This window comes from Nonomuraea purpurea (assembly GCF_042650645.1).
In the GTDB taxonomy this organism is placed as follows: domain Bacteria; phylum Actinomycetota; class Actinomycetes; order Streptosporangiales; family Streptosporangiaceae; genus Nonomuraea; species Nonomuraea purpurea.
Window position 1 is genome coordinate 89836 of record NZ_JBHSBI010000018.1, and the last position, 26169, is coordinate 116004.

24 protein-coding genes are annotated in these 26169 nt (G+C 69.9%); 13 read left to right on the plus strand and 11 right to left on the minus strand.

The features are described 5' to 3' along the window. The first annotated feature begins 78 nt into the window (after positions 1-78). Positions 79-1272 carry a kynureninase gene (gene kynU, locus ACFOY2_RS31970; protein ID WP_379531815.1) on the plus strand — a complete coding sequence of 398 codons (1194 nt, stop codon included), beginning with the start codon at positions 79-81 and terminating at the stop codon, positions 1270-1272. On the opposite strand, the gene ACFOY2_RS31975 is transcribed toward kynU, so the two are convergent. Then, positions 1265-2314, minus strand: a complete 1050-nt coding sequence (locus ACFOY2_RS31975; RefSeq protein WP_379531816.1) for a DUF2293 domain-containing protein — start codon at positions 2312-2314, stop codon at positions 1265-1267. The two genes, kynU and ACFOY2_RS31975, sit on opposite strands and share 8 nt — an antisense overlap. A gap of 116 nt (positions 2315-2430) precedes the next feature. On the opposite strand from ACFOY2_RS31975, the gene ACFOY2_RS31980 reads away from it, so the two are divergent. Next, positions 2431-3237, plus strand: a complete 807-nt coding sequence (locus ACFOY2_RS31980) for an FKBP-type peptidyl-prolyl cis-trans isomerase (protein WP_379531817.1) — start codon at positions 2431-2433, stop codon at positions 3235-3237. A 21-nt stretch (positions 3238-3258) separates the two neighbouring features. On the opposite strand, the gene ACFOY2_RS31985 is transcribed toward ACFOY2_RS31980, so the two are convergent. After that, the gene (locus ACFOY2_RS31985; RefSeq protein WP_379531818.1) at positions 3259-4167 is read right to left on the minus strand and encodes a M23 family metallopeptidase; all 909 of its coding nucleotides are present in this window, start codon (positions 4165-4167) and stop codon (positions 3259-3261) included. A gap of 110 nt (positions 4168-4277) precedes the next feature. Here ACFOY2_RS31985 and ACFOY2_RS31990 point away from each other — a divergent pair, with 110 nt between their 5' ends. Further along, the gene (locus ACFOY2_RS31990; protein WP_379531819.1) at positions 4278-6956 is read left to right on the plus strand and encodes an AfsR/SARP family transcriptional regulator; all 2679 of its coding nucleotides are present in this window, start codon (positions 4278-4280) and stop codon (positions 6954-6956) included. Between the two features lie 2 nt (positions 6957-6958). On the opposite strand, the gene ACFOY2_RS31995 is transcribed toward ACFOY2_RS31990, so the two are convergent. Then, positions 6959-7477 carry a GNAT family N-acetyltransferase gene (locus ACFOY2_RS31995; protein ID WP_379531820.1) on the minus strand — a complete coding sequence of 173 codons (519 nt, stop codon included), beginning with the start codon at positions 7475-7477 and terminating at the stop codon, positions 6959-6961. Then, positions 7474-8820 (minus strand): methylation-associated defense system protein kinase MAD6, encoded by a 1347-nt coding sequence (gene mads6 / locus ACFOY2_RS32000; protein WP_379531821.1) that lies wholly within the window; start codon positions 8818-8820, stop codon positions 7474-7476. The genes ACFOY2_RS31995 and mads6 overlap by 4 nt, the downstream gene beginning before the upstream one ends. Positions 8821-8880: 60 nt before the next feature. On the opposite strand from mads6, the gene ACFOY2_RS32005 reads away from it, so the two are divergent. Together ACFOY2_RS32005 and ACFOY2_RS32010 are read left to right on the plus strand one after the other, a co-directional pair. Further along, positions 8881-9498, plus strand: a complete 618-nt coding sequence (locus ACFOY2_RS32005) for a DJ-1/PfpI family protein (protein WP_379531822.1) — start codon at positions 8881-8883, stop codon at positions 9496-9498. Next, positions 9495-9938, plus strand: coding sequence for a MarR family winged helix-turn-helix transcriptional regulator (locus ACFOY2_RS32010; protein WP_379531823.1), 444 nt, complete (start codon positions 9495-9497; stop codon positions 9936-9938). Before ACFOY2_RS32005 ends, ACFOY2_RS32010 begins: the two co-directional genes overlap by 4 nt. Before the next feature lie 128 nt (positions 9939-10066). Here the strand turns inward: ACFOY2_RS32010 and ACFOY2_RS32015 are convergent, their stop codons facing one another. Continuing rightward, a complete protein-coding gene (locus tag ACFOY2_RS32015; RefSeq protein WP_379531824.1) occupies positions 10067-10570 on the minus strand; it encodes a hypothetical protein in 504 nt (167 codons plus the stop codon). Positions 10571-10971: 401 nt separating this feature from the next. Here ACFOY2_RS32015 and ACFOY2_RS32020 point away from each other — a divergent pair, with 401 nt between their 5' ends. Beyond that, entirely contained in the window at positions 10972-11238 is a 267-nt protein-coding gene (locus ACFOY2_RS32020) for a hypothetical protein (protein WP_357806894.1), read from the plus strand. Positions 11239-11426: 188 nt separating this feature from the next. Here the strand turns inward: ACFOY2_RS32020 and ACFOY2_RS32025 are convergent, their stop codons facing one another. Then, complete coding sequence (locus ACFOY2_RS32025) at positions 11427-11906, minus strand: C40 family peptidase (RefSeq protein WP_379531825.1); 480 nt, start codon at positions 11904-11906, stop codon at positions 11427-11429. A gap of 429 nt (positions 11907-12335) precedes the next feature. Between ACFOY2_RS32025 and ACFOY2_RS32030 the strand changes: the two genes are divergently transcribed. Together ACFOY2_RS32030 and ACFOY2_RS32035 are read left to right on the plus strand one after the other, a co-directional pair. Beyond that, positions 12336-12602 carry a hypothetical protein gene (locus ACFOY2_RS32030; RefSeq protein ID WP_379531826.1) on the plus strand — a complete coding sequence of 89 codons (267 nt, stop codon included), beginning with the start codon at positions 12336-12338 and terminating at the stop codon, positions 12600-12602. 335 nt (positions 12603-12937) lie between these two features. Then, positions 12938-13282, plus strand: a complete 345-nt coding sequence (locus ACFOY2_RS32035; RefSeq protein ID WP_379531827.1) for an STAS domain-containing protein — start codon at positions 12938-12940, stop codon at positions 13280-13282. Here ACFOY2_RS32035 and ACFOY2_RS32040 read toward each other — a convergent pair. The 4 genes from ACFOY2_RS32040 to ACFOY2_RS32055 form a co-directional block, all read right to left on the minus strand. Then, complete coding sequence (locus tag ACFOY2_RS32040; protein ID WP_379531828.1) at positions 13267-15441, minus strand: terpene synthase family protein; 2175 nt, start codon at positions 15439-15441, stop codon at positions 13267-13269. The genes ACFOY2_RS32035 and ACFOY2_RS32040 overlap by 16 nt on opposite strands. Positions 15442-15537: 96 nt before the next feature. Further along, the gene (locus tag ACFOY2_RS32045; RefSeq protein ID WP_379531829.1) at positions 15538-16947 is read right to left on the minus strand and encodes a family 2B encapsulin nanocompartment shell protein; all 1410 of its coding nucleotides are present in this window, start codon (positions 16945-16947) and stop codon (positions 15538-15540) included. Positions 16948-16977: 30 nt separating this feature from the next. Then, positions 16978-17919 carry a 4-hydroxy-3-methylbut-2-enyl diphosphate reductase gene (locus tag ACFOY2_RS32050; protein ID WP_379531830.1) on the minus strand — a complete coding sequence of 314 codons (942 nt, stop codon included), beginning with the start codon at positions 17917-17919 and terminating at the stop codon, positions 16978-16980. A 12-nt stretch (positions 17920-17931) separates the two neighbouring features. Beyond that, entirely contained in the window at positions 17932-18975 is a 1044-nt protein-coding gene (locus ACFOY2_RS32055; protein ID WP_379531831.1) for a polyprenyl synthetase family protein, read from the minus strand. 213 nt (positions 18976-19188) lie between these two features. On the opposite strand from ACFOY2_RS32055, the gene ACFOY2_RS32060 reads away from it, so the two are divergent. The 5 genes from ACFOY2_RS32060 to ACFOY2_RS32080 all read left to right on the plus strand — a co-directional run bounded on the left by ACFOY2_RS32060 (position 19189) and on the right by ACFOY2_RS32080 (position 23514). Beyond that, on the plus strand, positions 19189-20370 hold the full coding sequence (locus ACFOY2_RS32060) for a zinc-dependent alcohol dehydrogenase (protein WP_379531832.1): 1182 nt from the start codon (positions 19189-19191) through the stop codon (positions 20368-20370). Positions 20371-20422: 52 nt separating this feature from the next. Continuing rightward, on the plus strand, positions 20423-21472 hold the full coding sequence (locus ACFOY2_RS32065) for an NAD-dependent epimerase/dehydratase family protein (protein ID WP_379531833.1): 1050 nt from the start codon (positions 20423-20425) through the stop codon (positions 21470-21472). A gap of 209 nt (positions 21473-21681) precedes the next feature. Beyond that, complete coding sequence (locus tag ACFOY2_RS32070) at positions 21682-22140, plus strand: ATP-binding protein (RefSeq protein WP_379531834.1); 459 nt, start codon at positions 21682-21684, stop codon at positions 22138-22140. 62 nt (positions 22141-22202) lie between these two features. Then, complete coding sequence (gene folP, locus ACFOY2_RS32075) at positions 22203-23102, plus strand: dihydropteroate synthase (protein WP_379531835.1); 900 nt, start codon at positions 22203-22205, stop codon at positions 23100-23102. Positions 23103-23112: 10 nt separating this feature from the next. After that, positions 23113-23514 (plus strand): DnaJ family domain-containing protein, encoded by a 402-nt coding sequence (locus ACFOY2_RS32080; RefSeq protein WP_379531836.1) that lies wholly within the window; start codon positions 23113-23115, stop codon positions 23512-23514. Between the two features lie 125 nt (positions 23515-23639). On the opposite strand, the gene ACFOY2_RS32085 is transcribed toward ACFOY2_RS32080, so the two are convergent. Beyond that, positions 23640-25994 carry a glycoside hydrolase family 6 protein gene (locus tag ACFOY2_RS32085; protein ID WP_379531837.1) on the minus strand — a complete coding sequence of 785 codons (2355 nt, stop codon included), beginning with the start codon at positions 25992-25994 and terminating at the stop codon, positions 23640-23642. Positions 25995-26169 lie beyond the last annotated feature (175 nt).

The window sequence follows — 26169 nt, forward strand, 5'->3', positions numbered from 1 at the left end:
CCTGGCCGCGCATAACCCGGTGCAGAACTGGTAGGTCCGTGAGTACCGGAACGGGGTGAATCACGTAAGGGGTGACCCGTGAACAGAGACCGCTGCCTGGCCCTCGACGCCGCCGATCCGCTGCGGGCGTTCAAGGACGAGTTCGTGCTGCCGAAGGGCGTGGTCTACCTCGTCGGCAACTCGCTCGGCGCGCTGCCCAGGCGCACCGCGGAGCGGGTGCGGCAGACCGTCGAGGACGAATGGGGCAAGGAGCTCGTCGGCGGCTGGAACCACTCCGGCTGGTACGCCCAGCCGCTGACGGCGGGCGACCGGCTGGCCCCGCTGATCGGCGCCGGCCCCGGCCAGGTCGTGGTGGGCAACACCACCTCGATCGCGGTCTACCAGGCCGTGGCCGCGGCGCTCAGGCTGCGTCAGGACCGCCGGGTGATCGTCTCCGACGTGCGCAACTTCCCCACCGACCACTACATGATCCAGGGGCTGGCCGGGCTGCTCGGCGACTACGAGGTGCGCGACGTCTCGGAGGGCGGCTTCGAGGACGCGGCCGTGGTGCTGCTGGCCGAGGTCGACTACCGTACCGGCGCCCGCCTCGACGTCCCGTCGATCACCTCGCAGGTCCAGGCGGCCGGCGCGCTCATGGTGTGGGACGTGTGCCACAGCGTCGGGGCCATGGAGGTGGACGTCTCCCAGGCGGACTTCGCCGTCGGCTGCACCTACAAGTACCTCAACGCCGGCCCAGGCGCCCCGGCCTTCCTGTACGTCAACCCGCGCCACCACGCCGCCGCCGAGAACGTCCTGTCCGGCTGGAACGGCCACGCCGAGCCGTTCGCGTTCGAGCCCGGCTACCGCCCGGCCGAGGGCGTCAGGCGGTTCGCGGTGGGCACGCCACACGTGTTGTCGTTCGCCGCGCTGGAAGCGGCGCTGGATGTGTGGGAGCGGGTGCCCATGGACGCCGTGCGGGCCAAGAGCATCGCGCTGACCTCGCTCTTCGTCGACCTGGTCGGCGACGCGCTGGAACTCGCCTCGCCCGCCGACCCGGCCGCGCGCGGCAGCCAGGTGAGCTACCTGCACCCCGACGGCTACCCGGTCATGCGGGCGCTGATCGACCGGGGCGTGCACGGCGACTTCAGGGCGCCCGACGTCCTCAGGTTCGGCTTCGCGCCGCTGTACATCGGCTACGCCGACGTCCACGACGCCGCGACGACCCTGCTGGAGGTGCTGGACAAGGGGCTGTGGCGGGAGGAGAGGTACGCGCGGCGCCTCGCGGTCACCTGAGCCGGAACTCCGCCAGCTTGGCCTCGATGCGCTCCTTGATCAGCTCGCGCGCCTCCATCCTGGGCACACCCGACATCAGCATCCTGTCGTAGTCGGTGTCGAGGTGCCGGATCGAGGCGATCACGGCCAGGGTGATCGCGTTCTCGTCGAGCGCCTTGGCCGCGGCCGTCCTGCCGACCCGGCCGCTGCCGCGCTGGCCCGCGTGCTCGGCGATCTCCTTGGCTCTGCCCTCGGGGCAGCCGGGGAACAACCGGGCGATCTCCGCCGCCATCCGCGCCTGGAACTCCACGTCCTGCTCGGCCCTGCGCACCTGGTCGCGCTCGCGGCGGCGCAGGCGCACCTCCTCATCCGCCAGGCACCGCTCCTCGGCCGCGTCCAGCGCCTCCTGCTCGACCAGCAGCCCGATGCGCTGGTAGACCTTACGCCGCTGGTTGAAGCGCACCACCACCGTCGACAGGCCGCTCTCCTGCTTGGCCCGGCGGCTGAGCGCCGCGTTGCCCGACGGCAGCAGCACCAGGTGGTCGAGGTCGGCGCACGTCAGGCAGTGCGGCCGCTCCTCCTCCATGATCAGGTAGGGGCCGGTGTCGCCGCAGCCCGCGCACGTCCAGGCGTTCAGCGGGGCCACCGCCACCAGGTCGGGCGCCTTGCTCTGCGCCTCCGTGAGCCGCCGCACCCTGGCCTCGCTGAGGTCGGGCGAGAGCCAGTGCACCCGGAACGCCTCCTGCCCGTCGCGCGAGGTGAAGCGCAGCTCGCGGCGGTCGCGGGTGCCGGCCAGGTAGGGCGTCTCCACCGGGCGCAGCCCCTTGGCCTGCGCCCAGTCCCGCAGCAGCGCGGCCGTGGTTCGCAGGCGGTCCTCGTCGACCGCCGCCAGCTCGGCCAGCGTGGCCGTTCTGCCCTGCCGCCAGGTGTCCACGTGCCTGGAATGCAGCCACCGCAGGCCCGTCACCACATCGATGAACGTCACGTACTTACGGTTGGCCAGCGCGATCTCGGCTGCCTCTGCGACCCTGCGGGCCAGGTTCGGCTTGCTCACGCCCCCCATCCTCCCGCGCCTTTGCCGTGAGATGGCGAGCCCCGATGCGTTCCTTTTGGCCATTGCGGCAAGTAACCCTCTCGGATCCGGCACCTGAGGAAGCCTGATCCGTCATTGGAGGAAACGTGCGCCTGCTCTGGCCCGCCGTGCTCATGCTCGCCACCTCGTGCGGCAGCCTGAGCGAGGACGGCACACAACCCGTCGTCACAGGCGCGTTCGGCAGCAAGCCGGTCGTCGCCATACCCGAGGGCAAACCGGGACGCGTGCCGCGGATCACCGTGTTGTCGGTGGGCAGCGGGCGGCGCACGATCCCCGGCGACGTGGTGCTCGCCGACGTCGACATCCGGCGCTGGTCCGGAAACCAGCCGTACATGAGCACCTACGACGGCAACCAGCCCACCACGGTCGTCTTCGACGGCAGGAAGGTGTCGGAGACCTGGCGGCAGTCGCTCATCGGCCGGCCGGCGGGCAGCCGGGTGATGCTGGTCAGCCCCGCGGCCGAGGCCCTGGGGCCCAACGTGCCGCTGAGCGGCGTCTCGCCGGCCGACACGCTGGTGCTGGTCTTCGACATCCTGGGCGGCTACCCGCCCGACGCCCGCCTCGTCGGCCGCACCCTGCCGGTCGTCCCGGCCGACCTCACGCCGGCCTCGCCGCCCCGCACGCTCATCGACGGCTCGGGCAGGGAGATCGTGGCGGGCTCGAAGGTGGTGGTCCAGTACGTGGCCGCCACCTGGCCGTCGCGGGTGGTCGTGGACTCCTCGTACCGGCGGGGCGGGCCGAGCGCGTTCACGCTGAAGCAGGGGTCGATGCCGCCGGCCTGGCTGGAGGCGCTCGCCGGCCGCCGGGTCGGCAGCCGCGTCGCCGTACCGGCGCCGGGCGACGAGCCCCGCCTGTACGTGATCGACGTCCTCGACACGATCACCCAGGCATAGGCCCGCCGCCCGCTGCTGTCGCTAGTCGCAGTGTTCCAAGGGGCTGTCGTACGTCGAGGAGCCGGCCTTGCCGCCCCACTTGACGCACTTGTTCGCGGCCGACGCGACGACGGGCCCGGCGTAGTAGCCGAAGTTGCCCGAGTCCGTCTTTCTCGCGCTTCCCTGCACCTCCAGGTAGGCGCTGGTGGCCGTGGCCGTGCCGAGTGACTTCGCCTTGAGCGTGGTCACGCAGTTGTTGCCGTTGCCGCTGTTGTAGAGCAGGTAGACCGTGCCGTCGGCACCGAGCGCGGCCGAGTCGATCACGTCGTAGCCCGCGCCGCAGACCTCCTGCGGCGTGTACGGGTTGCTGGACCCGCCGCAGTTCCTGGACGTCAGCGTCTGGTTCGGGTAGCCGAAGGTGACGCCGTTGAAGACGGCCTTCTGGATGTTCGACGGGTAGCTGTTGCCCAGGCGCACCTCGTAGTGCAGGTGGGGCGAGATGTTGTTGCCCGGCGCGCTGGTGTTGCCGACCGTGCCGATCTGCTGGCCCTGCGACACCGACTGGCCGACGCTGACCGAGCGGGTGTTCAGGTGGGCGTAGTACGTCGCGTAGCCGCCACCGTGGTCGATCTTGACCAGGTTGCCGTAGCGGTTCACGGAGCCCTGGTGCGAGGAGATCACCACGGTGCCCGACGCGGCGGCCACGACCGGGTCGCCGAGGTCGGCGTCCGGGGTGCTGCCCCGGTTGAAGTCGATCTCCCATGACTGGTGCGCGCTGCTCCCGCTGGAGTTGCCCGTCCAGGACTGCCCGCAGGGGAAGGGCATCTGGAAGTTCGTTGCGAGGATCTGCGCCTGCTCCGACTCCGGTACCGGGTCGGCCGAGGCGGGGGTGACTGTGCCGATGCTGAATAACAATGCCAGGCCCGCGACCATTGCTCCAGTGAGCTTCATGGGGTGATCCTTTCCCGTGGGACCTCTGATCCCAGAGTCGGCGCAGGCCGCACAAGAATCGTCCAGACCCGATACAGAACGTTGTCAGGTCTCCGCAAGAGGAGCTTGTCGTGACGGTCACCTTCCACGTGCTCGGGCCCCTGGAGGTCCGCTCCGATGGGCGCCCCGTCCGGATCTCCGGCAGGAAGCCCCGCCTGTTGCTGGCCACGCTGCTGCTTCACGCCGGTCACCCGGTCAGCGCCGACCAGCTCGTCGAGGTGCTCTGGCCGCACCGCCCGCCGCGTTCCGCCCAGTCCAACCTGCGCACCTACGTCAGCTCCCTGCGCTCGGAGCTCGGCTCCGGGCACGTGCGCTTCGACGGCTCCTGCTACGCGATCGATGTCCCCGGCGGGGCGCTCGACCTGCTGGTCTTCGAGGAGCTCGTCGATCGGGGCGAGTTCGAGCGGGCGCTGGCGCTCTGGCGCGGCGCGCCGCTGGCCGATCTGCCGGGCAGCCCGGTCTGGGACCGCAGGCTCGAACCCCTCCACCAGGTACGCCTGCACGCCGCGGAAGCGCTGATCAGCCGCAGGATCGAACGGGGCGACCACGACGGGGCGATCTCCGAGCTGCGCGGGCTGCTGGCCGAGCACCCCTACCGCGAGGACCTGTGGGGCCGCCTGGTGCTGACCCTGCATCGGGACGGCAGGAAGGCGGAGGCCCTGCGCGCGTTCGCCGCCATCAGGGCGCGGCTGGTCGACGAGCTCGGCGTGGAGCCCGGGGTCGAGCTGCGTGGAGCGTACGAGCTGATCCTGGCGGACGACGCGCTGCCCGCCGTGCCCCGCCAGCTCCCGCCCGACCTGCCCGACTTCACCGGCAGGGCGGCGGCCATGGCCGCGCTGAGCGGGCCCTTCGACGTCGCGGTGATCTCGGGGCCGCCGGGGGCGGGCAAGACGGCGCTGGCCGTGCACGCCGCGTACGCGCTGCGCGGGGCCTTCCCCGCCGGCCAGCTCTACCTGGAGCTGGACGACAGGGAGCCGGACGATCTGCTGGCGGAGGCGCTGCGGGCGCTCGGCGTGGACGCCGCGCCGCCGACGCTGCGCGAACGTTCGGCCCTGTTCAGGTCGCTGCTCGCGGAACGGGCCATGCTGGTGCTGCTCGACGACGCCCGCGACGCCGCCCAGGTGCGGCCGCTGCTGCCCGGCGGCGGCAGCGCGGTGATCGTCACCAGCCGGCGCAGGATCACCGAGTTGCCCGGCGCGGTACGCGTCCAGCTCGGCGCGCTGACGCCGCAGGAGGCGCTGTCGCTGCTCGGCGGCATCGCGGGACCCGACAGGGTGGCCCGCGAGCGCGCGGACGCCCTGGCCATCGTGGCGGCCTGCGGGCGGCTGCCGCTGGCCGTCAGGAACGCGGGCGCCCGCCTGGCGGGACGGCCCGGCTGGTCGCTGGCCGTGCTCCGGCAGCGGCTGGAGGACGACTGGCTGGGCGAGCTCAAGGACGTGCGCGCCACCCTCGACCGGGGGTACGTGCGCCTGCCCGGCGAGGCCGCCCGCACCCTGGGGGCGCTGGGGCTCTTCGGGGCCTCCGCGCTGCCGGGATGGGTGGTGGACGCCGCGCTCGGCAGGCACGGCGCGGACGACGTCATGGACCTGCTGGTCGACGGCAACCTGCTGGACGTGGTGGGGACCGATCGGGTGGGGCAGCCCCGCTACCGCGTGCCCGACCTGATCGGCCGCCACGCCATGGAACGCGGCCGTCCCCACCTGGAGGCGGAGGCCGTGACGCGGGTGCTGGCCGCCTGGACCGCGACCTCCGAGCACGCCATGGCCCGGCTGCCGACCACGGTCTTCAGTCTGACCGCGGCCAGGGCGCCGCGCTGGCGGCTGCCGGAGCGCACGCTGGAGCGGCTGACCTCCGATCCTGCCGGCTGGTTCGAGGCCGAGCACGAGGCGCTGGCAGGGGCGGTGGGCGTGGCGGCCGAGCTGGGGCTGGCCGAGTCCGCGTGGGGGCTGGCCGCCGCCATGGTCCCGTACCTCGATCTGCACTGCCACCTCGACACGTGGCGCGGCACGCACACCGCCGCGCTGGCCGCCGCCCGCGCGGCCGGGGACCGGTACGGCGAGGCCGCCATGCTCAGGGGGCTGGCCCAGGTGAGCCTGTACCAGGACAGGTACGAGGAGGCCGCGGACGGCTTCATCCGATCCCGCCAGATATTTCACGACTTTGGGGACAGGCGGGCCGAGGCCACCTCCATCTGCGGCCTCGGGGCGGTGAGCCAGTTCACCGGCAGGCAGGCGCAGGCGCTCGGACATCTCAGGCAGGCGCTGGCCATCTTCCTGGCCACCGGCGACCGGCACGGGGAGGCGTTCGCCCGCCAGTCGATCGGCCGGGTCCTGCTGCGGTCGGGCGACCTGGAGCGGGCCTCGGAGTCGCTCGGCCAGGCGATGCGGCTGGCCCTGGAGCTCGGGGACGCCCACCGCGAAGGCTGCGTGTGCCTGCAGATGGGCCACCTGCACCAGGCGATGTCCTTCCACCAGCACGCGCTGGAGATCTTCGAGTCGCTGGGGGACCGGCACTGCGGGGCGTACGCGCTGCAGAGCCTGGCCCGCATGCAGGTGGCACGCGGCGAACTGGCGCCGGCCTCCACCCGGCTCGAACGGTCGCTGGAGATCTTCCAGGAGCTCGGCGACCGCAGCGGCGAGGCCTCGACCACCGAGCTCCTGGGCGAGTTGCACCGGTCGGCGGGACGGACCGGGCTGGCGCTCGACTACCTCAGGCACGCGAGCGCACTACGGCGCAGCCTGCCCGTGTGAGCTCAGAGCTCGCGGTCGAGGTCGCTGCGGATCACGCTGTAGAGCACGCCGTCGCGCCACTGCCCGGCGCGGAACCCGACGCCGCGCAGGACGCCTTCGCGGGTGAAACCGGCCTTCTCCAGCGCGCGCTGCTCGGCCACGTTGGTGATCTCGGTGGACGCCTCGACCCTGTTGGCCGTCGAATGGTCGAACAGGTAGCGCACGATCAGCTTCTGCGCCTGCGTGCCGTAGCCCTTGCCGCGATGCTCGGGCGCCACGATCAACCCGATCGACCAGCAGTAACTGACTTTGGTGGTGGGGACCTTGGTCCACGCCAGGAAACCGACGTCGTCGTCGCCGGCCACGATGATCAGGTAGCTCTTGTCGTCGCCGAGCAGACCGTCGTCCTCCCAAAGCCTGCGCAGGCGGTGGGGGTTCAGCCAGCCGTACCACTGGAAGTCGCCCGTGCTGTCGGGGTCGCTGGTGAGCCGGTTGAGGAAGGGCAGATCAACCTCTTCGACCGGGCGGAGACTGATGGTCATGGCCGGGAGACTATGCGGCGGACGAGCCGCCTGAGCAGAGACGGCTCGGGCGGGACCGCCTCCAGGGCGGCGAGCGCCTCGGCGGCGGTCGGCCGCTTGGCGGGGGAGTGGTCGAGCATCCTGCGCACCACGTCGGGCACGTCGGGGCCGTGGGCGTCGGCGCTCGTCGGGAGCTCCCCGGTGAGCAGGTGGTAGGCGATCGCGCCTGCCGCGTACACATCGGAGGAGGTCGTCATCCGGTCGGGCCGCTCCTGGGACTCGGGCGCCACGTAATGGGCGTCGAGCACGTTGCCCAGCTCGTGGGCCACGGTGTAGTTGCGCGGCCCCGGCTTGGCGTAGTCGAACCCCGTCAGCACCGCGTGCCCGTCGTCGGTGACCAGCACCGACGCGGGGGTCAGCGCCCGGTGCACGACGCCGTTGGCGTGCGCGTGGCCCAGCCCGCGCAGCAGGTCCTGGATCACGCCCAGCCGGGCGCCCTTGCCCAGCGACAGGTGCAGCGCCTGGCCGTGCACGTCGTCGAGCACCAGCACGAACCGGCTCTCGTCGTCGATGGCGAAGAAGTCGCGCGAGCGCACCACGCACGGGTGCGGCGGGATGCGGGCCAGCGTCTGGTAGGCGTTGGCGATGCGCTGCCGCTCGGCCGCCCGCGACTCGTGGTCGGCCAGCGGATCGGCCTGGTAGACCCGCAGCAGCACGGTCTCGCTGCCCGGCAGCGTCACGTTGAACGCGCGGTACTCGGTGACCTTGGCGTCGCCGCCGAGCTGCTCCTCGACCTCCCAGTTGCCGAACCTGGGCGGCGCGGTGCTGCGGCGTACCGTCTGGTTGAGTGCGTCGAGGATCGCGGTCATGTACGGCTTGACGTGGGGGCTGCATCCGCGCCTGACCCGCGAGACGTCGTTCAGCGTGGCCAGCAGGCCGGGCATGTCGGTGACGTTGACCGCGTCGCGCCCCGCGGGATCGACCAGCTCGGCGTCGGGCGAGGTGAGCACGACCAGGCTGTCGACGTAGACGCGTTCGAGCTGCGTGGCCCTGGAGACCAGCAGGCCCTTGAGCGCCTTGGCCGTGCCCCGGAGCTTGGAGACCGGCGAGCCGAACGCCTCCCTGCGCGGCGGGAACCACCGCGTGCCCGACACCTCGATGCGGCCCCTGGTGCCCTTGACGTCGACGACCACCAGCGAATGGCCGGTCAGCACGAGCAGGTCGACCTCGAACACGTCGTGGCCGCGCGGAACCTCGACGTTGTGCAGCAGCAACCAGTCGGCGGGCGCATGATCGCGTAGATAAGTGATCACGCGCCGCTCGGCGTCGTTGACTGGCTGTCCTCCGCCGACGATCTCTGCCATGGAACTATCCTCGCACGGGAATTCATTGACAACACACTGTCGAAATGACAGCATCTTGTCATGAAGCGCATCGTTCACCACGCCATATACCCGACGTTCGCCGACTGGGAGACCGGTCATCTGACCGCGCATCTGCGCAACGGGCGCTACCGGCGCGAGCCGGGCGGCTTCGAGATCGCCACGGTCGGGCTCGGCGCCGAACCCGTCGTCACGATGGGAGGGCTCCGCCTCACCCCCGACCTCACGCTCGACCGGCTCGACCCGGCCGGCAGCGCGCTGCTCATCCTGCCCGGGGCCGACCTTTGGGACTCGGGCGACACGCTGGCGCCGTTCGCGCGCAAGGCCCGCGAGTTCCTGGACGCGGGCGTGCCGGTGGCGGCGATCTGCGGCGCCACGGCGGGGCTGGCCCGCGAAGGGCTGCTGGACGACCGCGACCACACCAGCGCGGTGCTGCCGTACCTGGAGGCCCAGGCCGGTTACGCGGGCGCCCGGCGCTACCTCGACCGGGACGCCGTCCTCGGGGGCGACCTCATCACCGCCGGGCCGACCGAGCCGGTGGCCTTCGCCCGCGAGGTCTTCCGCCGCCTCGACGTCTTCCGCCCCGAGGTGCTCGACGCCTGGTTCCGGCTCTTCGAGCGCAGCGACCCCACCGCCTTCGAGGTGCTGATGGCGGCATGAGCGAGTCGGCCGACCTGCTCTCGGGGCTGGCGCTGGGGACGTTCCAGCTCAACGGGCAGTTCATGGAGGTCGCCGAAGAGCTGGCCCGGCCCGCCGGCATGACCGTCGCCTGGTGGAAGGTCCTCGGCGCCGTCCTGCGTGAACCCCTCCCCGCCGCCGGGATCGCCAGGGTCATGGGGATGTCCAGGCAGGGAGTGCAGCGGATCGCGGACCTGCTGGTGGAACGGGGGCTGGCCGAATACCAGCCCAACCCGGCCCATCGGCGCGCCAAACTCCTGCAGCCCACGCCGGCGGGACGGGAGGCGGTGGCCAAGATCGTCCCCGGCCACCAGGCGTTCGCCGATCGCCTCGTGGCCGAACTGGGCCCCGAGCGTGCCCGCGCCTGCCTCGACGCCCTCACCCACCTCAGCACCGCCCTCGACCGCCTCAACCCCCCATAAGCCCCTCTCCGCCTCGCCCTGGCATACGTCGCCCGCGTGCGTGCTCCACTCGCCCGCCACCTCCTCGGCTTCCCGCCCGTCGCAGTGGGGTCGCGGGCGGAGGGAAATCGTTCGGCAGCGGCCGGCTCTCAGGCGGTTCGAATTTCATGGTCATTTCTGTCCCGCCCCACCGTCGGGAGTTTGCGACGGGGTTTGAACACCGACAGCGCCGTGGCCGTCATCAGCATCACGATCTGGGCCCCCAGCGCGGTCACCTGGCCCCACTGGCGGGCGGCCGGGGCGGCGGTGGCGCCTTCGGTGGCGGCGGCCATTCCCTCGGGGTCGAACAGGAGCATGCCGACGCAGATCACGGCCACCAGCAGCACCAGCTTGGCCATCACCCAGTAATGCCGGAACAGCCCCCAGTGGCTGGTCAGGGCCAGTGTGACGCCGGTGGTCAATGCCGTGAGGCTGAGCGGTATCCCACCGGCGAACACCAGCAGCGGCATCAGCCGATAGGCGGCGTGCGCCGGCTCGGGGTCCATTGTCAGGGCCGCCGTATTCAGCACGACCAGCCCCCACACCTCGCCCAGGAGCGCGACCGAGACGATGACGTGGATAACCGTGACCGACTTGCGGATACGTGGCCGCATGGCTCTCACCTGCTTTCGGGAAGTCGTCGCCATCGTCGCCGCTTCGCGCGCTCGTGACGTCCCCCTGTGGATGGCCCCGCGGGTACGCCGATCGGTGTACCCGCGATTCTCAAGTTTCAGGTGATCGTTGCCTAAACGCCGGTGAACGGTTCGCCTGCCGACGCCGTGGCCAGCCAAAATAAATGTCGTTTCCCAGCCTCCTTCGGGCGCTTATGTCCGTCCCAAGTCGACGGACGTGAAAACCCAGCGCCAAGAAAACGGGATGCTCCCGCGGTCGTGAAGTGAGCATTCTGGGTTGCGGTTCAGGCCGCCTGCCGCGATCGTTATTGGCGGCACCTCGCAGCCCTGCACAAACGACTATGGCGCGAGAATTCCGCGCCGATCCATGGAGGAAACCACACATGATCCGTCGTATTCTGGCCGGTGCAGCAATCGCCATGGCCGCGTTCGGCTTCTCCGCCACCGGAGCCTCCGCCGACGTCGGCCCCAACCCGCACAACGGCGGGCAGAGCATCCTGAGCCAGTTCAGCATTCTCGACGACCTGACCGCGCTGAACGACGTCCTCAACGACTCCGTGAAGTACATCGACATCCTCACGCTGCTGCACCTGAACGACATCGACGCCAACATCCTGAACAACCAGGAGAAGACCGGCGACAACAACTGAGGGTTCCTCGCACGGCGTAAGCAGGAAGCTGATCGGCGACTCCCGTTCCGTGAAGGGAGCCCGTCCGGCCAAGGTCTTCTTCCTGGTGGCCTCGAGGTGAACCGGTAGAACGGGCCGTGGAAATTCGCGAAGCCGCGGCGCCGGGCTTGGTGCGCACCAAGCTTCTGAGTACACGCGGCCCAGGTCGATCACTGCAGGACGACCTGGGCCGCGTGGCGATTCGCCGACACGTCGCTGGGCCGGACCACCCCCATGAAGGTCCGTCTGTCCTGGGAGTCGATCCGGACGAGCTGGCCGGTGTAGGGCGCGTGCACCATTCGTGTCGCGTCAACAGCCAGGCCGACGTGTTCCGGCCCGGGACTGCCGGGGTCGTTGTCGAAGAAAATCAGGTCCCCGGGTTCCACTTCCTCCTTGGAGATCCGGATCCCCGAGCGCCACTGTTCCTGGGTGGTGGAGCCGATCGACACCCCGGCCCGCGCCCACGCGTACTCGGTGAGCCCGGAGCAGTCGAATCCCCAGGTCTTGGCGCCCTTTCCGATCCCGAATCCGGGTCCGCCGGGCCCGCCGCCGCCCCACGAGTACGGGATCCCGATCATCTCTATCGCCGCCCGCACCGCGATGGAGCCGCCGGCGGCGGCCGAGGCCGGTGGAGAATGCGCCGCCGACATAGCCGCGCACAGTGCGGCGCCGACAATAATCCGCAGCGGTGGCCGTAGTCCTTTCATGGCATATTCAGCGCTCCCGTGACTCGTCCGCGCCGAGGCGGCGCCCGGCGTGCGCCGGTCGATCTGTCGCTTACATTCCTCCTTCTGTATGCCGATAAAACGGACTTTGGCGATAGCAGAGTCGCGTATGGCGATAAGCTGAAAATTCGCCCCCAAGTCATCCGGTCAAACCCATGCACATGCCGACATGTCGGTAATTGTGGTTATCGCTGATCAAGAGAATGCGGCGGGTATTTGACTTCGACTTAACGCGGCCAGGTTGCGGCGAGCCGAACGGGCACGAGATTGTTGGCGCTGGAAACTCGCAGCCCTGTGCGAGTAATTTACGATGACGCGCATTTCGCGTCGATTCCGACAAAGGAGAACGAGAAAATGATGCGTCGCATCCTCGCCGGTGCAGCAATCACGGGCTGCCTGTTCGGGTTCATGGCCACGGCCGCCTCGGCCGATGTCGGCCCCAACGCGTTCAACAAGAAGCAGCAGATTCTCAGCCAGTTCAGCCTTCTCAATGACGCCACCGTGGCCAACGACGTCCTCAACGACTCGCTCAAGTACATCGACGTCGCGACGGTGGGGCACCTGCAGGACCTCGACCTCAACGTGCTCGGCAACCAGCAGAACGTGGGCGACAACAACTGAGCCGCACGCGCATGGCATGAAGACGCTCCGGCAACCACGACGTGGCGGCACCTTGCCGGGGCGCCCCCAGGCCACGCGCCACGCAGTTTGATCACCGGTCGAGCCCGCAGCCGGCGCGGGCTCGACCGGCCTGTCGGCGTTGCTAATCCCGTCATAATTTGCCCGTAATTCAGTAACTTTCCGGTGAAAAATACATCGCGCTACTTACCTCGTGTAGCCTGGATTCGGGTTAATCACCACCGAGTCCGGACATGTCGGGCGCGATGGTGATGCGCCCTGTAATGCGAGGCCCGGCAGACAACCCCCAGGAGTCCGCGTTGGGGGGTGCGAGGAGCGTGAGCGGCGTCGAAGAGCGGCTGCTCTATCAGGACGAGCAGTTGAGGATCACGGTGCGCACGGCGCCGGAGGCACCGGCCGTCACGCTGGTCGGCGAGATCGACGCCTCCAACAGTTGCGCGCTGGCTGATGCCCTGGAGAGTTGCCGGCAGGGCAACCATGTCGTCGTCGACACCGGCGCGCTGACCTTCATCGACGTCTCGGGGCTACGGGTGCTCGCCCTGCCCATGCTGCCGCCGTCGCAGCGGTGGATCAGGCTGCACAACGTCACGCCGTACCAGCTCCGACTGCTGCGCATGATGGGCTGGTACTACGAGTCCCACGCGCATCACCTGCCCATATAGATCACGCCCGCGGACGTCCCGAGCCCCGTCGGGCCGCCCAGGCGCCAGTGTGGTTGCTGGTGGTGGCGGCGCAGTGAGACCTCGTCGTAGCGGTGGCAATGCTGGTGCCAGTTCCGGATTCCGGCCAGCCAGTCGCGCATTTCCTCCACGAACGCGTCCAGCGCCGCGCGCGCCTCGTCGTCGAGGTCGAATTCGTCGCACAGAATCGGCAGCTCGTGCTCCACGATGTGCTCGAACTCCTTGACCCGGCCCGCCAGCAGGTCGTTGACGATGGTGAGCGCCGCCGCGTAGTCGCAGTCGAAGAAGTTCTGGACCACCAGCAGGCTGTTGTGCACCTCGCCCTGGAACTCGATCTCCTTCTGGTAGGAGAAGAGGTCGTTGACGAGCATGCCGGCGTCCATCATCGCGTTCTCCAGCGAGCGCATCGGGCCGCTGGCGTGGAACGCCTCGGGGAGCGTCTTGGATTGGCGCAGCCGGGCCAGGTTCATGGTCAGCTCGGAGCCGAAGGTCAGCCGCCGCATCTCCATGTAGTCGACGGGGTCGGGGATGTGGTGGGCCAGCTCGTTGGCCAGCTCCCACAGCCACGCCTCGCCCATCTTCTCCACCGACGCGCGCAGCCTGGCGCGGTGCTCCCGCGACATCGGCCCCGCCGTACGCGCCCAGATGTCGGCCAGCCCGCGCTCCAGCGCGTTGGCGGGCGGCGGCGCCGGCGAGCCGTCCACCGGCATGAACGCCGAGAAGCGGTCGACGGCGAGCTTGGCGGCCACGAAGTTGCGTGGCCTGCCGAAGGCGACGGGGAAGTAGTCGTCGCCGTAGGTGCCCCAGGCCAGCCAGCAGGAGGCCAGGTCCAGCTCCTCGGGGGTGGCGTCCGGATGCAGGCCCGCGGCGCAGAGCGGAAAGTCGTAGTCCTTCAGCTTCTCCTCGTCCCACACGGCCGAGCCCGCCACCCCGGGCTGGCCTTCGAGGATCCCCATCGCCCGGCACCAGTCCACGGTGTCGCGGCGGGCGCGGTCGAGGTGGGGGGAGAGCCTGAGCGGGAAGGGCACGTACAGGTCGGGGATGCGCGAGGGCCCCACCCGCTGGTAGGGCACGTGCGTGAAGTTGCGCACCCGCTTGGCCCCGAGCAGGTCCACGATCGACGACATGCCCAGCGGCTTGCTCGCCCTGGCCCGCGCGTTCATGTACCGGCTGGAGCGCAGGTGCCACTCGTGCCCGCCCGACTGCCAGTCCTGCAGGCCCTTGACGTAGCTCAGCACGCCGGCGGCCGTGAGCGGGTCGACCGCGTGCTCGACGAACAGCGGGCCCAGCTCGGCCACGGCGGTGTGCTCGAACTGCTGCAGGCGCGAGGTCAGCAGGTCGTTGACCGCGTTGGCGGCCTCCTGCGTGCCGCAGCCGAGGAACGTCTCCAGCACCAGCACGCCGTTGCTCAGCTCGCCCTCTTCGCTCACCTCGCGCTGGTAGGAGAACAGGTCGTTGCGCAGGTGGACGGCGTCGGCGAAGGCGTCCTTCAGCACCCGCAGCGGCCGGGTGGCGGCCAGCCGCGCAGGCACCTCCGCGCCCACCGCGTGTTCGACGAGCCCGGCCGACCAGGGGGCGCCGCCGACCTTGCGCCGCATCTCGATGTACTCGACCGGGTTGGCGACCCGGCCCCTGTTGATGTTGGCCAGCTCCCACAGCGACTCGTTGAGCAGGTTGCGGGTGCTCTCGGCGAAACGCGCGCGCCACTCGCCGGACATGCCGGGCACCGTGCGCACCCACAGGTCGGCCAGCCCCGCCTCCACCGGGTTGGTCGGCTCCGGCATGGACAGGTCCTCGCCCATCGGCATGAAAGCGGCCAGCCTGCGCAGGTACCCGCGGCTGCCCTCCAGGTCGCCGGCGCGCTTGAACGCCTCCAGGAAGTGGTCGTCGAAGAAGAAGACCCACACGTACCAGTCAGTGATCAAACAGAGCTCGGCGCCGTCGCAGTCAGGATGGGTATAGGCGCACATGAGCGCGTAGTCGTGGGCGTCGAGGTCGTCCTCCTCCCAGACACCCGAGCCTTCCAGCATGCCCAGCCCGTACGCCCACTGTTTGGAGTGCAGGCGGGCCTGCTCCAGATGCGGGTTGAGGCGTGCCGGGTACGGCATGTAGAAGTCCGGCAGTTCGAACGGCTCGTTCATGCAACCCTCCTTGAGCGATCAACGGCGAGCCGTCCGGACCGGCCGGTCCCGCCGAACGCGGCGGGACCGCCCGGATCCGGACGCCGATGGGCTGGGTCAGCCGTTCCTGCCGAGCTCGACGTCCTCCAGCACGCCGAGCGCGTCGGGCACCAGGACGGCGGCCGAGTAGTAGGCGCTCACCAGGTAGGAGATGACGGCCTTCTCATTGATGTTCATGAAGCGCACGGAAAGGCTCGGCTGGTACTCGTCGGGGATGCCGGTCTGGTGCAGGCCGACGACGCCCTGGTTCTCCTGGCCGGTCCGCATGACCAGGAACGACGTCGTCCGCGTGCCGGAGACCGGGATCTTGTTACAGGGGAAGATCGGCACGCCCCGCCAGGCCGGCACCCGGTGCCCGCTGACCTCGCTCGACTGCGGATAGACGCCGCGCTTGCTGCACTCCCTGCCGAAGGCCGCGATGGCCTGCGGGTGCGCCAGGAAGAACGCCGGCTCCTTCCACACGACCGACAGCAGGTCGTCGAGGTCGTCGGGGGTGGGCGGGCCTGAGCGGGTGCGGATGCGCTGGCCGAAATCGGCGTTGTGGAGCAGGCCGAACTCCCTGTTGTTGATCAGCTCGTGCTCCTGGCGTTCGCGCAGCGCCTCGATGGTCAGGCGCAATTGCTGGTCGAGCTGGCTCATCGGCTGGTTGTACAGGTCGGAGACCCGGCTGTGCACGCGCAGGACGGTCTGCGCGACGCTCAGTTCGTACTCGCGCGGGCTCTGCTCGTAGTCCACGAACGTGCCGGGCAGCACGGCCTCGCCGACGTGGCCCGAGGCCATGTCGATGGCGGCCTCGCCGTAGTCGTTCTGGGCGTGGTCTCCGGCCGTGCGCCAGTGGTCGATGTGCTCGCGCAGGCTGGGCGCCTGGTCGGCGATCTCCTCGAAGTCCCGCCGGGAGAGCGTCAGCACGGTGGTGGCGGTCTTGGCCCGCGCGGTGTACGCGAACTGGCCGCCGCCGACCAGCGCCTGCTCGCCCAGGTAGTCGCCGTCGGCCAGGGTGCCGAGGACCTGGTCGTCGCCGTAGGAGCCGTGGCCGAGCTTGCGGACGCGGCCGTGGGCGATGAGCACGAGCTGGTCGACGGGGTCGCCCTCGGAGACGATGGAGTCCTCGGCCTCGATCTCGCGCTGGGTGAAGCGGTCGGCCAGCGCCTGGAGCACCTCCGCGTCGTCGTAGCCGCGCAGCATGGGCAGTTCGGTGAGCTCGGCGGGGATGACCCGCACCTCCGCGCCGGTCGTGCTGAAGGTGATGCGCCCGTCGCCGAGCGTGTAGGTCAACCGGCGGTTGACCCGGTACACGCCGCCGGAGCACTGCACCCACGGCAGCAGCTTCAGCAGCCAGCGGGAGGTGATCTCCTGCATCTGCGGCTGCGTCTTGGTCGTGGTCGCGAGCTGTTTGGCGGCCTCGGTACTGAGGCTGAGCTGTCCTTCGCCGTTCACGGGAACGGTCGAGTCGGTGGTTTCTGTCATCGTGCTGCACCGCCTATCTCGGTCAGGGGTCTAGCCGGAGTTGCGAGTGGCGCGAAGTTCGGGGGGCAGGGAGAACGTCAGGGTTTCCTCGGTCAGGGTCACCGGCTCGACGTCGGCGTAGCCCCGCTCGGCCAGCCAGTCGAGTAACTGCCCGACCAGCAGTTCCGGGGCGGAGGCGCCGGAGCTGACCCCGATGGTCTCCACCCCGGCCAGCCACCGCTCGTCGGCGTCGGCGGCCCGGTCGACCAGGTAGGCGGCGTCCGCGCCGGCGTTCAGCGCGACCTCCACCAGGCGCTGGGAGTTGGAGGAGTTGGCCGAGCCGACGACGATGACCAGATCGCATTCCGGGGCGATCCTGGTGATCGCCTCCTGGCGGTTCTGGCTGGCGTAGCAGATGTCGTCGCTGGGCGGGTCGGCCAGGTGCGGGAAGCGTTCGCGCAGGCGGGAGACGGCGCCCATGGCCTCGTCCACGGCCAGCGTCGTCTGCGACAGCCAGCTCATCGGCCCCGAGCCGTTCGCCGTCACCTCCTCGGGGCGGGCCGGGTCGACCACGTGGATGTTGCCGGGGGCCTCGCCGACCGTGCCCTCGACCTCCTCGTGCTCGGCGTGGCCGATCAGCACGATCTCGTAGCCCGCCCGCGCCATCCGGACGGCCTCCTTGTGGACCTTGGTGACCAGCGGGCAGGTCGCGTCGATCGTCCGCAGGTCGCGCCGCTCTGCCTCACCCTTGACGGCCGGCGAGACGCCGTGGGCGGAGAAGACGACCAGCGCCCCGTCGGGGACCTCGTCGAGCTCGTCGACGAAGACGGCGCCGCGCTCGGTCAGGTCACCCACCACATAGGTGTTGTGGACGATCTGCTTGCGTACGTAGACGGGTGGTCCGAAGCGTCTCAGCGCCTCTTCGACGGTGCTGATGGCGCGTTCGACGCCCGCGCAGTAGCCGCGCGGGGCCGCGAGAAGTACACGTCCCATCGTGAAAGCCCTTCACTTGGTACGGTGCGCGAGCTGATCGGCGAGTACGGCCAGCGCCGTGGCGGCCTCGTGCTCGACCGGCGCCGTCGCCAGAGCCGTCACCGCCTCGCGCACGCGTTCTTCGATCATTTCCTCGACCTTGGCCAGCGCGCCGGTGTCACACAGGATCTGCCGCAGCTCGGCGGCGCGCTCCTCGGTCAGCTCCGGGTTGCCGTGCCAGCTCTTGAGGTGGTCGAGCTGGGCGGGTGAGGCCCGCCGCACGGCGTGGGCGAACATCACCGTCCGCTTGCCCTCCCGCAGGTCGTCGAGCGCCGACTTGCCGGTCTCCGACGCCACGCCGAACGTGCCCAGCACGTCGTCACGGAGCTGGAAGGCCTCGCCGAGCGGCACGCCGAAGCGGGAGTACGACTCCAGCAGCCCCATCGAGGCGCCGGCCAGCGCGCCGCCGATCTGCAAGGGCCGCTCGACGGTGTACTTGGCGCTCTTGAACCGGATCACGGTGAGCGCCTCCTCGACGTTCGCGCCCGAGCGGAGCTGGGTCAGCACGTCGAGGTACTGTCCGCTGATGACCTCGGTGCGCATGGCGTCGAAGATGTGGTGCGCGGCCCGGAGCCGTTTCGGCTCCACCTGACAGGACGACAACATCGTGTCGGACCAGGCCAGGCTGAGTGTGCCGAGCAGGATGCCGCCGGCCTGGCCGAACGCCTCAGAGCCCGGCCCCCGGTGCAGCAGGGCCAAGCTCCTGTGCACGGTGGCCTTCCCCCTGCGCAGCTCGCTGCCGTCCATGATGTCGTCGTGGACCAGCAGCCCGGCGTGGCACAGCTCCAGGGCCGCGGCGGCGGTGATGATCTCCTCGCTGTCCTCGCCTCCGGCGCCGCGCCAGCCCCAGTAGCACAACTGGGGCCGTACCCGTTTGCCGCCGCCGAGGATGAAGTCGCCCAGCAGCGCGTACGCGGCCTCGACGTCAGGATCGGAAACGGGTGCCCGCCAGGTTTCGAGAAAGCCGGCCAGGCGTTTTTCGACGCGTGACCCCACGTGGTGCTGAGTGAAGCTCACCGGCATACGCGCGGCTCCTTCTGTCAGGTGTCAGCTACCAATAGTTACTCACTCAATACGGAGTGTGTAAAGCGTCTTTTGTTGCTCGGGATTGGTTTTGCCACAGGAGTCCCACGCTCGGGGATGCCGTGAAGCCCCTTCGGTTGATTGCGGATTGTTTGAGCCTTTATGTGGGGGTATGCGGCATTTGTGGCACTGCAGTGAGGAGACACCATGAAGGCGGTCACCTGGCACGGCAAGCGCGACATTCGTGTAGAAGAAGTCCCCGACCCGGCCATCAAGGAGCCCAACGACGTGGTCATCAAGGTGACCAGCACCGGGATCTGCGGCGCCGACCTGCACCTGTACGAGGTGCTCGGCCCGTTCATGGCCGAAGGCGACATCCTCGGGCACGAGGCCATGGGGATCGTCGAGGAGATCGGGCCCGCCATCGACAACCTCAAACCGGGCGACCGCGTGGTCATCCCGTGCTCCATCTCCTGCGGCCACTGCCACATGTGCGGGATGGAGCTGTACGCGCAGTGCGAGACCACCCAGGTGCGCGAGCAGGGCACGGGCGCGGCGCTGTTCGGCTACACCAAGCTCTACGGCCAGGTGCCCGGCGGCCAGGCCGAGTATCTGCGCGTGCCCGAGGCGCAGTTCGGGCCGATCAAGGTGCCGGAGGGGCCGCCGGACGAACGGTTCGTGTTCCTGTCGGACGTGCTGCCGACCGCCTGGCAGGCCGTCGCGTACGCGCACATCCCCGAGGGCGGCAGCGTCACCGTCCTCGGCCTCGGGCCCATCGGGCAGATGAGCGCCCGCATCGCCCGCCATCTCGGCCACCGCGTGATCGGCGTGGACGGCGTCGTCTCGCGCCTGGAGATGGCCCACCGCCACGGCATCGAGGTCATCGACGCCAGCGAGGTCGCCGACGTGCCGGGAGAGATCCGCAACAGGACCGCGGGGCGCGGCACCGACTCGGTGATCGACGCGGTCGGCATGGAGGCCCACGGCTCGCCCGCCGCCAAGATCGCGCAGACGATCACGGGGCTGCTGCCCGACGCGGTGGCCGCGCCGCTGATGTCGACGGCGGGCGTCGACCGCCTGGCCGCGCTCAACGAAGCCGTCGACTGCGTGCGCCGCGGCGGCGTGATCTCCGTCGTCGGCACGTACGGCGGCATGCGGGATCCGATGCCCATGTTGCGCATGTTCGACAAGGGGATCTCGATGCGCATGGGGCAGGCTCACGTCAGGCGGTGGATCGGCGCCCTGATGCCGCTGGTGACCGAGGGCAGCGACCCGCTCGGGGTGATGGACCTGGCCACCCACCACCTGCCGCTGGAGCAGGCGCCGATGGCGTACGAGATGTTCCAGAAAAAGGCCAATGGCGCGGTGAAGATCCTGCTCCAGCCGTAAGACAGCAGCTCAGGAGGGTTTCGCGGCCCCGGTGACGGGCAGCGGAGCCCTCATGAGAGTCGTTGTGGTGGGGGCTACCGGGAACGTCGGGACCAGCGTGGTACGCGCGCTGGCCGCGGACGACGGCGTGACCTCGATCGTGGGGGTGGCCAGGAGACTTCCCGGATGGCGGATCGACCGCACCGACTGGCGTCAGGCCGACGTGGCGAGCGCCGACCTGACGCGGATCTTCGACGGCGCGGACGTCGTGGTGCACCTGGCCTGGCTGTTCCAGCCGACCAGGGATCCGGCGACGACGTGGCGGGCCAACGTGCTGGGCAGCATGCGTGTCTTCCGCGCGGTCGCGGAGGCGGGGGTGCCCGCGTTGGTCCACGCCTCGTCCGTGGGGGCGTACTCGCCGGGGCCGAAGGACCGGCCCGTGGACGAGAGCTGGCCGACGCACGGCTGGCCGGGGTCGGTGTACGCGCGGGAGAAGGCCTACGTCGAGCGGGTCCTCGACGTCTTCGAGCACGATCACCCGATGATTCGGGTGGTGCGCATGCGGCCCGCGTTCATCTTCCAGCGGGCGGCGGCGACCGAGCAGCGCAGGCTGTTCGGCGGGCCGTTGGTGCCGCGGCGGCTGATCAAGGCGGGGCGCATCCCGTTCGTGCCGGACATTCCGGGGCTGCGGCTGCAGGTGCTGCACGCGCAGGACGCCGCCGAGGCCTACCGGCTGGCGATCACCAAGCCGGCGCGGGGCGCGTTCAACCTGGCGGCCGAGCCGGTGCTCGATCCGCACGACCTGGCCAGGCTGCTCGACGCCCGTACGGTGCCGGTCTCTCGCGGGCTGGCCAGGGCGGCCATGTCCGCGGGCTGGCATCTGCACCTGCTGCCCGCCTCGTCCGGGATGCTGGAGCCGGCTCTGCGGGTTCCGGTCATGAAGGTGGAGCGGGCCAGGCAGGTGCTGGGCTGGACGGCGCGGCGCTCGTCGTGGGAGGCATTGGGGGAGCTGTTCGACGGCCTGCGCGAGGGCGCCGGCATGGACACTCCGCCGCCGGCGCCCGACCGAGGGGTGGTCGGGCGCATCAGGGAGCTCGCCTTGGGCGTGGGCGGGCATCCGTAAACGATAAATAGGGTATTTCCCCGTTATTGGGGCCCGTTATTGGGGAAGGAGGACACCAGAGAGGTCCAGAAGCGCGGCCTGCACGTGTCGGAGCGATGCGGAGGCGAGGCGTGGACTCTTATTTTCGGGCGATCCTTCCGCTTCGGCCCCTCCGCGTCCGGAGGCCGCGCGAGCCCATGCGTATCCAGGCGAAGTCGGAGGAGCCTGTCGTGCGCACGTTACTGACTCAGTTCTTCGCCGTCCATGACGTGACGAAGCTGCGCCGCGCGGTCACCGAACAGGCCGGGAGCTGCGGATTGAGCGGTCCCCGGCTGGATGACTTCGTGCTCGCGGTGCACGAGAGCGTCGTCAACGCCGTCCAGCACGCCGGCGGGCACGGGCACTTCAAGCTGTGGACGGTCGACGGCGTCATCAGAGCCGAGACATCGGACGACGGTCCCGGCATCCCGGACCGCTACGTCGACGGCAGTCGCAGACCGCCGGACCTGTCCAGCACCGGCAGAGGGATCTTCCTGATGAGGCGGCTGTGCGACGAGACCGACTTCCGCACCGGTCCTGGCGGCACCACGGTCCAGCTCACCATGCGCCTGCCGCGCGACTCCCACCAGCGCATGAGACGCATCCGGGTCTCCGCCGACGGGCGCTCACCCAGGCGTTTCACCACCTGATCCCGCCCCTGTGACCTGCCGAGAGGCCAGGTACTCTCAAGGGGACGGAAAGGGATCAGCAGGTGAGCGGCGACATCGTCTCCTCCGGGATCGGCTCTCCCGTCCGGCGTATCGGGCGGCGGGAGTTCGATTTCGAGCGCCAGGTCGCCATCATGGCGATCGTCAACAGGACGCCCAACTCCTTCCACGACCAGGGCCGTACGTTCGCGCTGGACAGCGCCGTGAAGGCCGCGCGCAGGGCCGTGGACGAGGGCGCCGACTGGGTGGACATCGGCGGGTTCGCCTTCAGCGCCGCCCAGGCGCCGATCAGCCCGGAGGAGGAGATCGACCGGGTCGCCCCCGTCATCGCCGAGATCAGGGCCGCGACCGACGCCGTCATCTCGATCGACACCCATCGCGCCGAGGTGGCGCGGGCCGCCCTCGAGGCCGGGGCCGACGTCATCAACGACACCAACGGCCTGCGCGAGCCGGGCATGGCCGAGGTCGCCGCCGCGAGCGGGGCCTGCGTGGTCGTCACCCACAGCATCGGCGGCCCGGGGCGCCGCGTCTTCCGGCCCGGCTACACCGACGTGGTCGCCGAGGTGGCCGGCTTCCTGCGGGAGCGGGTCGCGTACGCGCTGGAGGCCGGGATCGCCCCCGACAGGATCATCATCGATCCCGGGCACGATCTGAACAAGAACACCTACCACTCACTTGAGCTGACCCGCCGCCTTGAGGAGATCACCTCCATCGGTTATCCGACGCTGGTGGCGCTGTCGAACAAGGACTTCATCGGCGAGACGCTCGACCGGCCCCAGGGGGAGCGGGCAGAGGGCACGATCGCCGCCAACGTCTTCTCCATCCTCAAGGGCGCGCGCATCCTGCGTGTCCACGACGTGGCCGCGACGGTCGCGTCCGTCCGCATGACCGAGGCCATGCTCGGCTGGCGTGGCCCGTTGTCCCCGAGGCACAACCTGGCGTGAAGGAGATGATGTGACCGAGCGCAAACCCATGGGGATGCCCTTCGAGAGCTGGGTCGACAGGCAGATCCGCGAGGCCGAGGAGCGCGGCGAGTTCGACGACCTGCCAGGGAAGGGCAAGCCGCTGCCCGGGCTCGACCGGCCGCAGGACGACATGTGGTGGATCAAGCAGAAGGTCGAGAGAGAGGGGCTGAAGATGCCCCTGCCGCCCACGCTGGCCCTGCGCAAGGAGGCCGAGGAGGCCCTGGCCGAGGCGCGCGGAGCACGGTCGGAGACCCAGGCGCGCCAGATCGTCGAGGACATCAACGACAAGATCCGCAAGGCGATCAGGACGGGGATGTCAGGGCCGCCGCTCAACCTGATGCCCTTCGACGTCGAAGAGATCGTCTCGGAGTGGCGCAGATCCCGGCGGTGAAGGGGCCCGGGCGATGCCCGGACCCCTTCGATGGGTGAGGGACCCGGGTCAGGCGGGCCCCTCCGGCCGATGGGGACCCGGGTCAGGCGGGTCCCCGGCTGGAGGGTCTCCAGCCGGCCGGGTCCTCAGTTGACGGGCGGGTAGGCGTTCTGGAGCAGTTGACGGAACTGCGCCGAGAACCACTGGCCCGACAGCGGCGAGTCGGGCAGCGCGCCGGTCAGATTGTTCTTGTTGAGGTCGTTGCCGTGGTAGGTCGGGTCGCACATCCGGTCGAACTTCTTGCCCTCGTTGTTCGGGATGTCCCTGCTGGCGCCGTCCGACTCGCCGGGCGGCTTGATCCAGACGTAGGCGTCGAACCCGGCGGCCGGGTTGGCGGTCGGCCGCGCGCCCAGGCCCGCGCCGCTCTGGTTGCACCAGTTGCCGGCGTGGATGCGGCGGTCGACGCGTGACTGGTCGACGAAGTCGTTCAGGACGGTCGAGGTGCTCGGCCCGCTCGGACGGGCGCTGCCGCCCCAGCCGTTGCGCGAGGTGTCGATCAGCATGCCGAGCCCCTGACGGAAGCCCTTGCCGATCAGCGCGTTGCGCAGGGCGACGGCGAAGGTCTGCTCGTCGATGTAGTAGTTCCAGTCCACCCAGTTGGACTGCCGGACCTGCTGGCCGTTCACCGTGGAGTTGACGGTGAAGTAGGGCTCGGTGGTGACCGAGTAGTTGGCGGTGTTGACGATGAAGCCGTCCACGCTGTCCACGCCCGCCGTGGTGCCGGCGACCGTGTTGTAGAAGAGGTTGACCGACGGGTTGAAGTTCGAGTCCCAGCCGAGCCAGGCGTGGTGGGCGGCGTCGACGTAGGTGTAGATGTTGCTCCTGGCGTGCAGCTTGTTCAGCGCGTACTGGACGCCCTGGACGTAGGCGCCGGTCGAGTTGGCCTCGGCGCACTTGGCGAAGCTGAGGTTGGTGATCAGGTTCGGCAGTGAGTCGGGCTCGATGATCGTGACGATCCGCAGGTTGTTGTAGGCAGGCTCGCTGAGGATCGCGGTGATCGGGTCGATGTACTCGGTCTTGTAGCGGTTGAGCCCGTTCTCGGCGATGAGCAGCTCGCCGTTGGAGGCCAGCGCCGAGCAGTCGCGGTTGGGCAGGTTGTAGATGACGACCTGGAAGGTCAGCGGGGTGGAGCCGTTGGCGGCGTCCTGCCTGACGGCCTCGTCCAGGTGGGCGCGCAGGCCCATGACGGAGGAGGAGCCGGCGATGGCGGCGATGCGGTCCATCCACACGGCCGTGGAGGTGTTGGCCACCGCGGAGCCGCCGGGCTCGGCCGCGGCCTTGGCGCGCCAGTCGGGGTTGACGTAGCCGGAGGCGCCGGCGTACGGGTTCTCGACGTGGCCGCCGGGGTTGCCGGTGCCGTCGTCGTCGGCCTCGGTGGCGGTGACCGTCCTGGAGGTCAGCCCGGTCGAGGCGACGGTGATGGTGCGGCTGCCGTTGGCCTGGTCGGAGTCCTGCGCGGCGGCCAGGGTGACCGTCTGCGGGGTGTTCCAGTTGGAGGGCGTGAAGGTGAGGCTGGCGCCGGAGGAGACGGTGATGTCCGTGTCGCCGCTGCCCGCCGTCGAGGTGACGACCACGTTGGAGGTGGGCTGCGCGGCCAGGCGCACCGTGTACGAGGCGGTCGAGCCCTCCGGCACGGTCACCGAGGTCGGCGTCACGATGATCGACTGCTCGACGGTGGCGTCGTCGTCGATCTCGGTCGCGTTGACCGTGGTGGGGGTCACGCCGGTGCCGCCGACGGTGAACACGGCCGTGCCCGCGGTGGTGTCGCTGTCCTGGGCGGCGGCCAGGGTGACCGTCTGGGCGGTGTTCCAGTTGGACGGGGTGAAGGTCAGGCTGCCGCCCGAGCTGACGGACAGGTCCGTGTCACCGCTGGTCCGCGTGGTGGTGACGGTCACGTTGGAGCTGGGGGCCGAGGAGAGCCTGACCGTGAACGAAGCCGTGCCGCCCTCGTTGACCGCGACCGAGCTGGCGGAGGTGACCACCGACGGGGCGGTCGGGTTGCCGCCGCCGCCACAGGTGACGCCGTTGACGCTGAACGAGGTCGGGTTCGGGTTGCTGCCGGTCCAGGTGCCGTTGAACCCGATGGAGACCGAGGCTCCCGTGGCCAGGCTGCCGTTGTAGGGCAGGTTCGTGCCGGTCACGCGGGTGTTGTTCTGGCTCCAGTTCGCGCCCCAGCCTGTGGGGGTGTACTTCTGGCCCGTGGTCGGGTAGTCGAAGGCCAGCGTCCATGAGGTCAGCGGGTCGCCGGTGTTCTTCAATGTGATGCTCGCGGTGAAACCGCCCTGACCAGGGCTGCTCGTCCACGAATTGGCTGAGTAGGTCACGTCGCAGGCGGCGGCGGCGTTCGCGGCCGTGCCCTGGCCCACGACGAGGCCCAAGGCCGCGACACTCGCGGCGGTCACGGTCACGGCCCATTTGCGGAGGCCGCGTAGGAGTCTCACGAGCGATCATCTCCAGTGTTAGATGGCTGGGAGCGCTCCCATGGTCTGCCGGACTCGAAGCCATGTACAGAGGGCACCTGTCGCGGAGCTGTCCGCCGCCCCGCATGCTCGTTGAATGCCCCGGAACGCGGATGAAACTTTCATCCCGGCCAGCCTGGTGAGAGGAAACGCCGGG

Bases quoted from the DNA above. Each gene is read 5' to 3' on its own strand.
- ACFOY2_RS32050 (WP_379531830.1), bottom strand. From the start codon at position 17,919: ATGGGACGTGTACTTCTCGCGGCCCCGCGCGGCTACTGCGCGGGCGTC.
- ACFOY2_RS32005 (WP_379531822.1), top strand. From the start codon at position 8,881: ATGAAGCGCATCGTTCACCACGCCATATACCCGACGTTCGCCGACTGG.
- mads6 (WP_379531821.1), bottom strand. From the start codon at position 8,820: ATGGCAGAGATCGTCGGCGGAGGACAGCCAGTCAACGACGCCGAGCGG.
- ACFOY2_RS32015 (WP_379531824.1), bottom strand. From the start codon at position 10,570: ATGCGGCCACGTATCCGCAAGTCGGTCACGGTTATCCACGTCATCGTC.
- ACFOY2_RS32040 (WP_379531828.1), bottom strand. From the start codon at position 15,441: ATGAACGAGCCGTTCGAACTGCCGGACTTCTACATGCCGTACCCGGCA.
- ACFOY2_RS32060 (WP_379531832.1), top strand. From the start codon at position 19,189: ATGAAGGCGGTCACCTGGCACGGCAAGCGCGACATTCGTGTAGAAGAA.
- ACFOY2_RS31985 (WP_379531818.1), bottom strand. From the start codon at position 4,167: ATGAAGCTCACTGGAGCAATGGTCGCGGGCCTGGCATTGTTATTCAGC.
- ACFOY2_RS32030 (WP_379531826.1), top strand. From the start codon at position 12,336: ATGATGCGTCGCATCCTCGCCGGTGCAGCAATCACGGGCTGCCTGTTC.
- ACFOY2_RS32025 (WP_379531825.1), bottom strand. From the start codon at position 11,906: ATGTCGGCGGCGCATTCTCCACCGGCCTCGGCCGCCGCCGGCGGCTCC.
- ACFOY2_RS32045 (WP_379531829.1), bottom strand. From the start codon at position 16,947: ATGACAGAAACCACCGACTCGACCGTTCCCGTGAACGGCGAAGGACAG.
- ACFOY2_RS31975 (WP_379531816.1), bottom strand. From the start codon at position 2,314: ATGGGGGGCGTGAGCAAGCCGAACCTGGCCCGCAGGGTCGCAGAGGCA.
- ACFOY2_RS32065 (WP_379531833.1), top strand. From the start codon at position 20,423: ATGAGAGTCGTTGTGGTGGGGGCTACCGGGAACGTCGGGACCAGCGTG.
- ACFOY2_RS32020 (WP_357806894.1), top strand. From the start codon at position 10,972: ATGATCCGTCGTATTCTGGCCGGTGCAGCAATCGCCATGGCCGCGTTC.
- ACFOY2_RS31995 (WP_379531820.1), bottom strand. From the start codon at position 7,477: ATGACCATCAGTCTCCGCCCGGTCGAAGAGGTTGATCTGCCCTTCCTC.
- ACFOY2_RS32010 (WP_379531823.1), top strand. From the start codon at position 9,495: ATGAGCGAGTCGGCCGACCTGCTCTCGGGGCTGGCGCTGGGGACGTTC.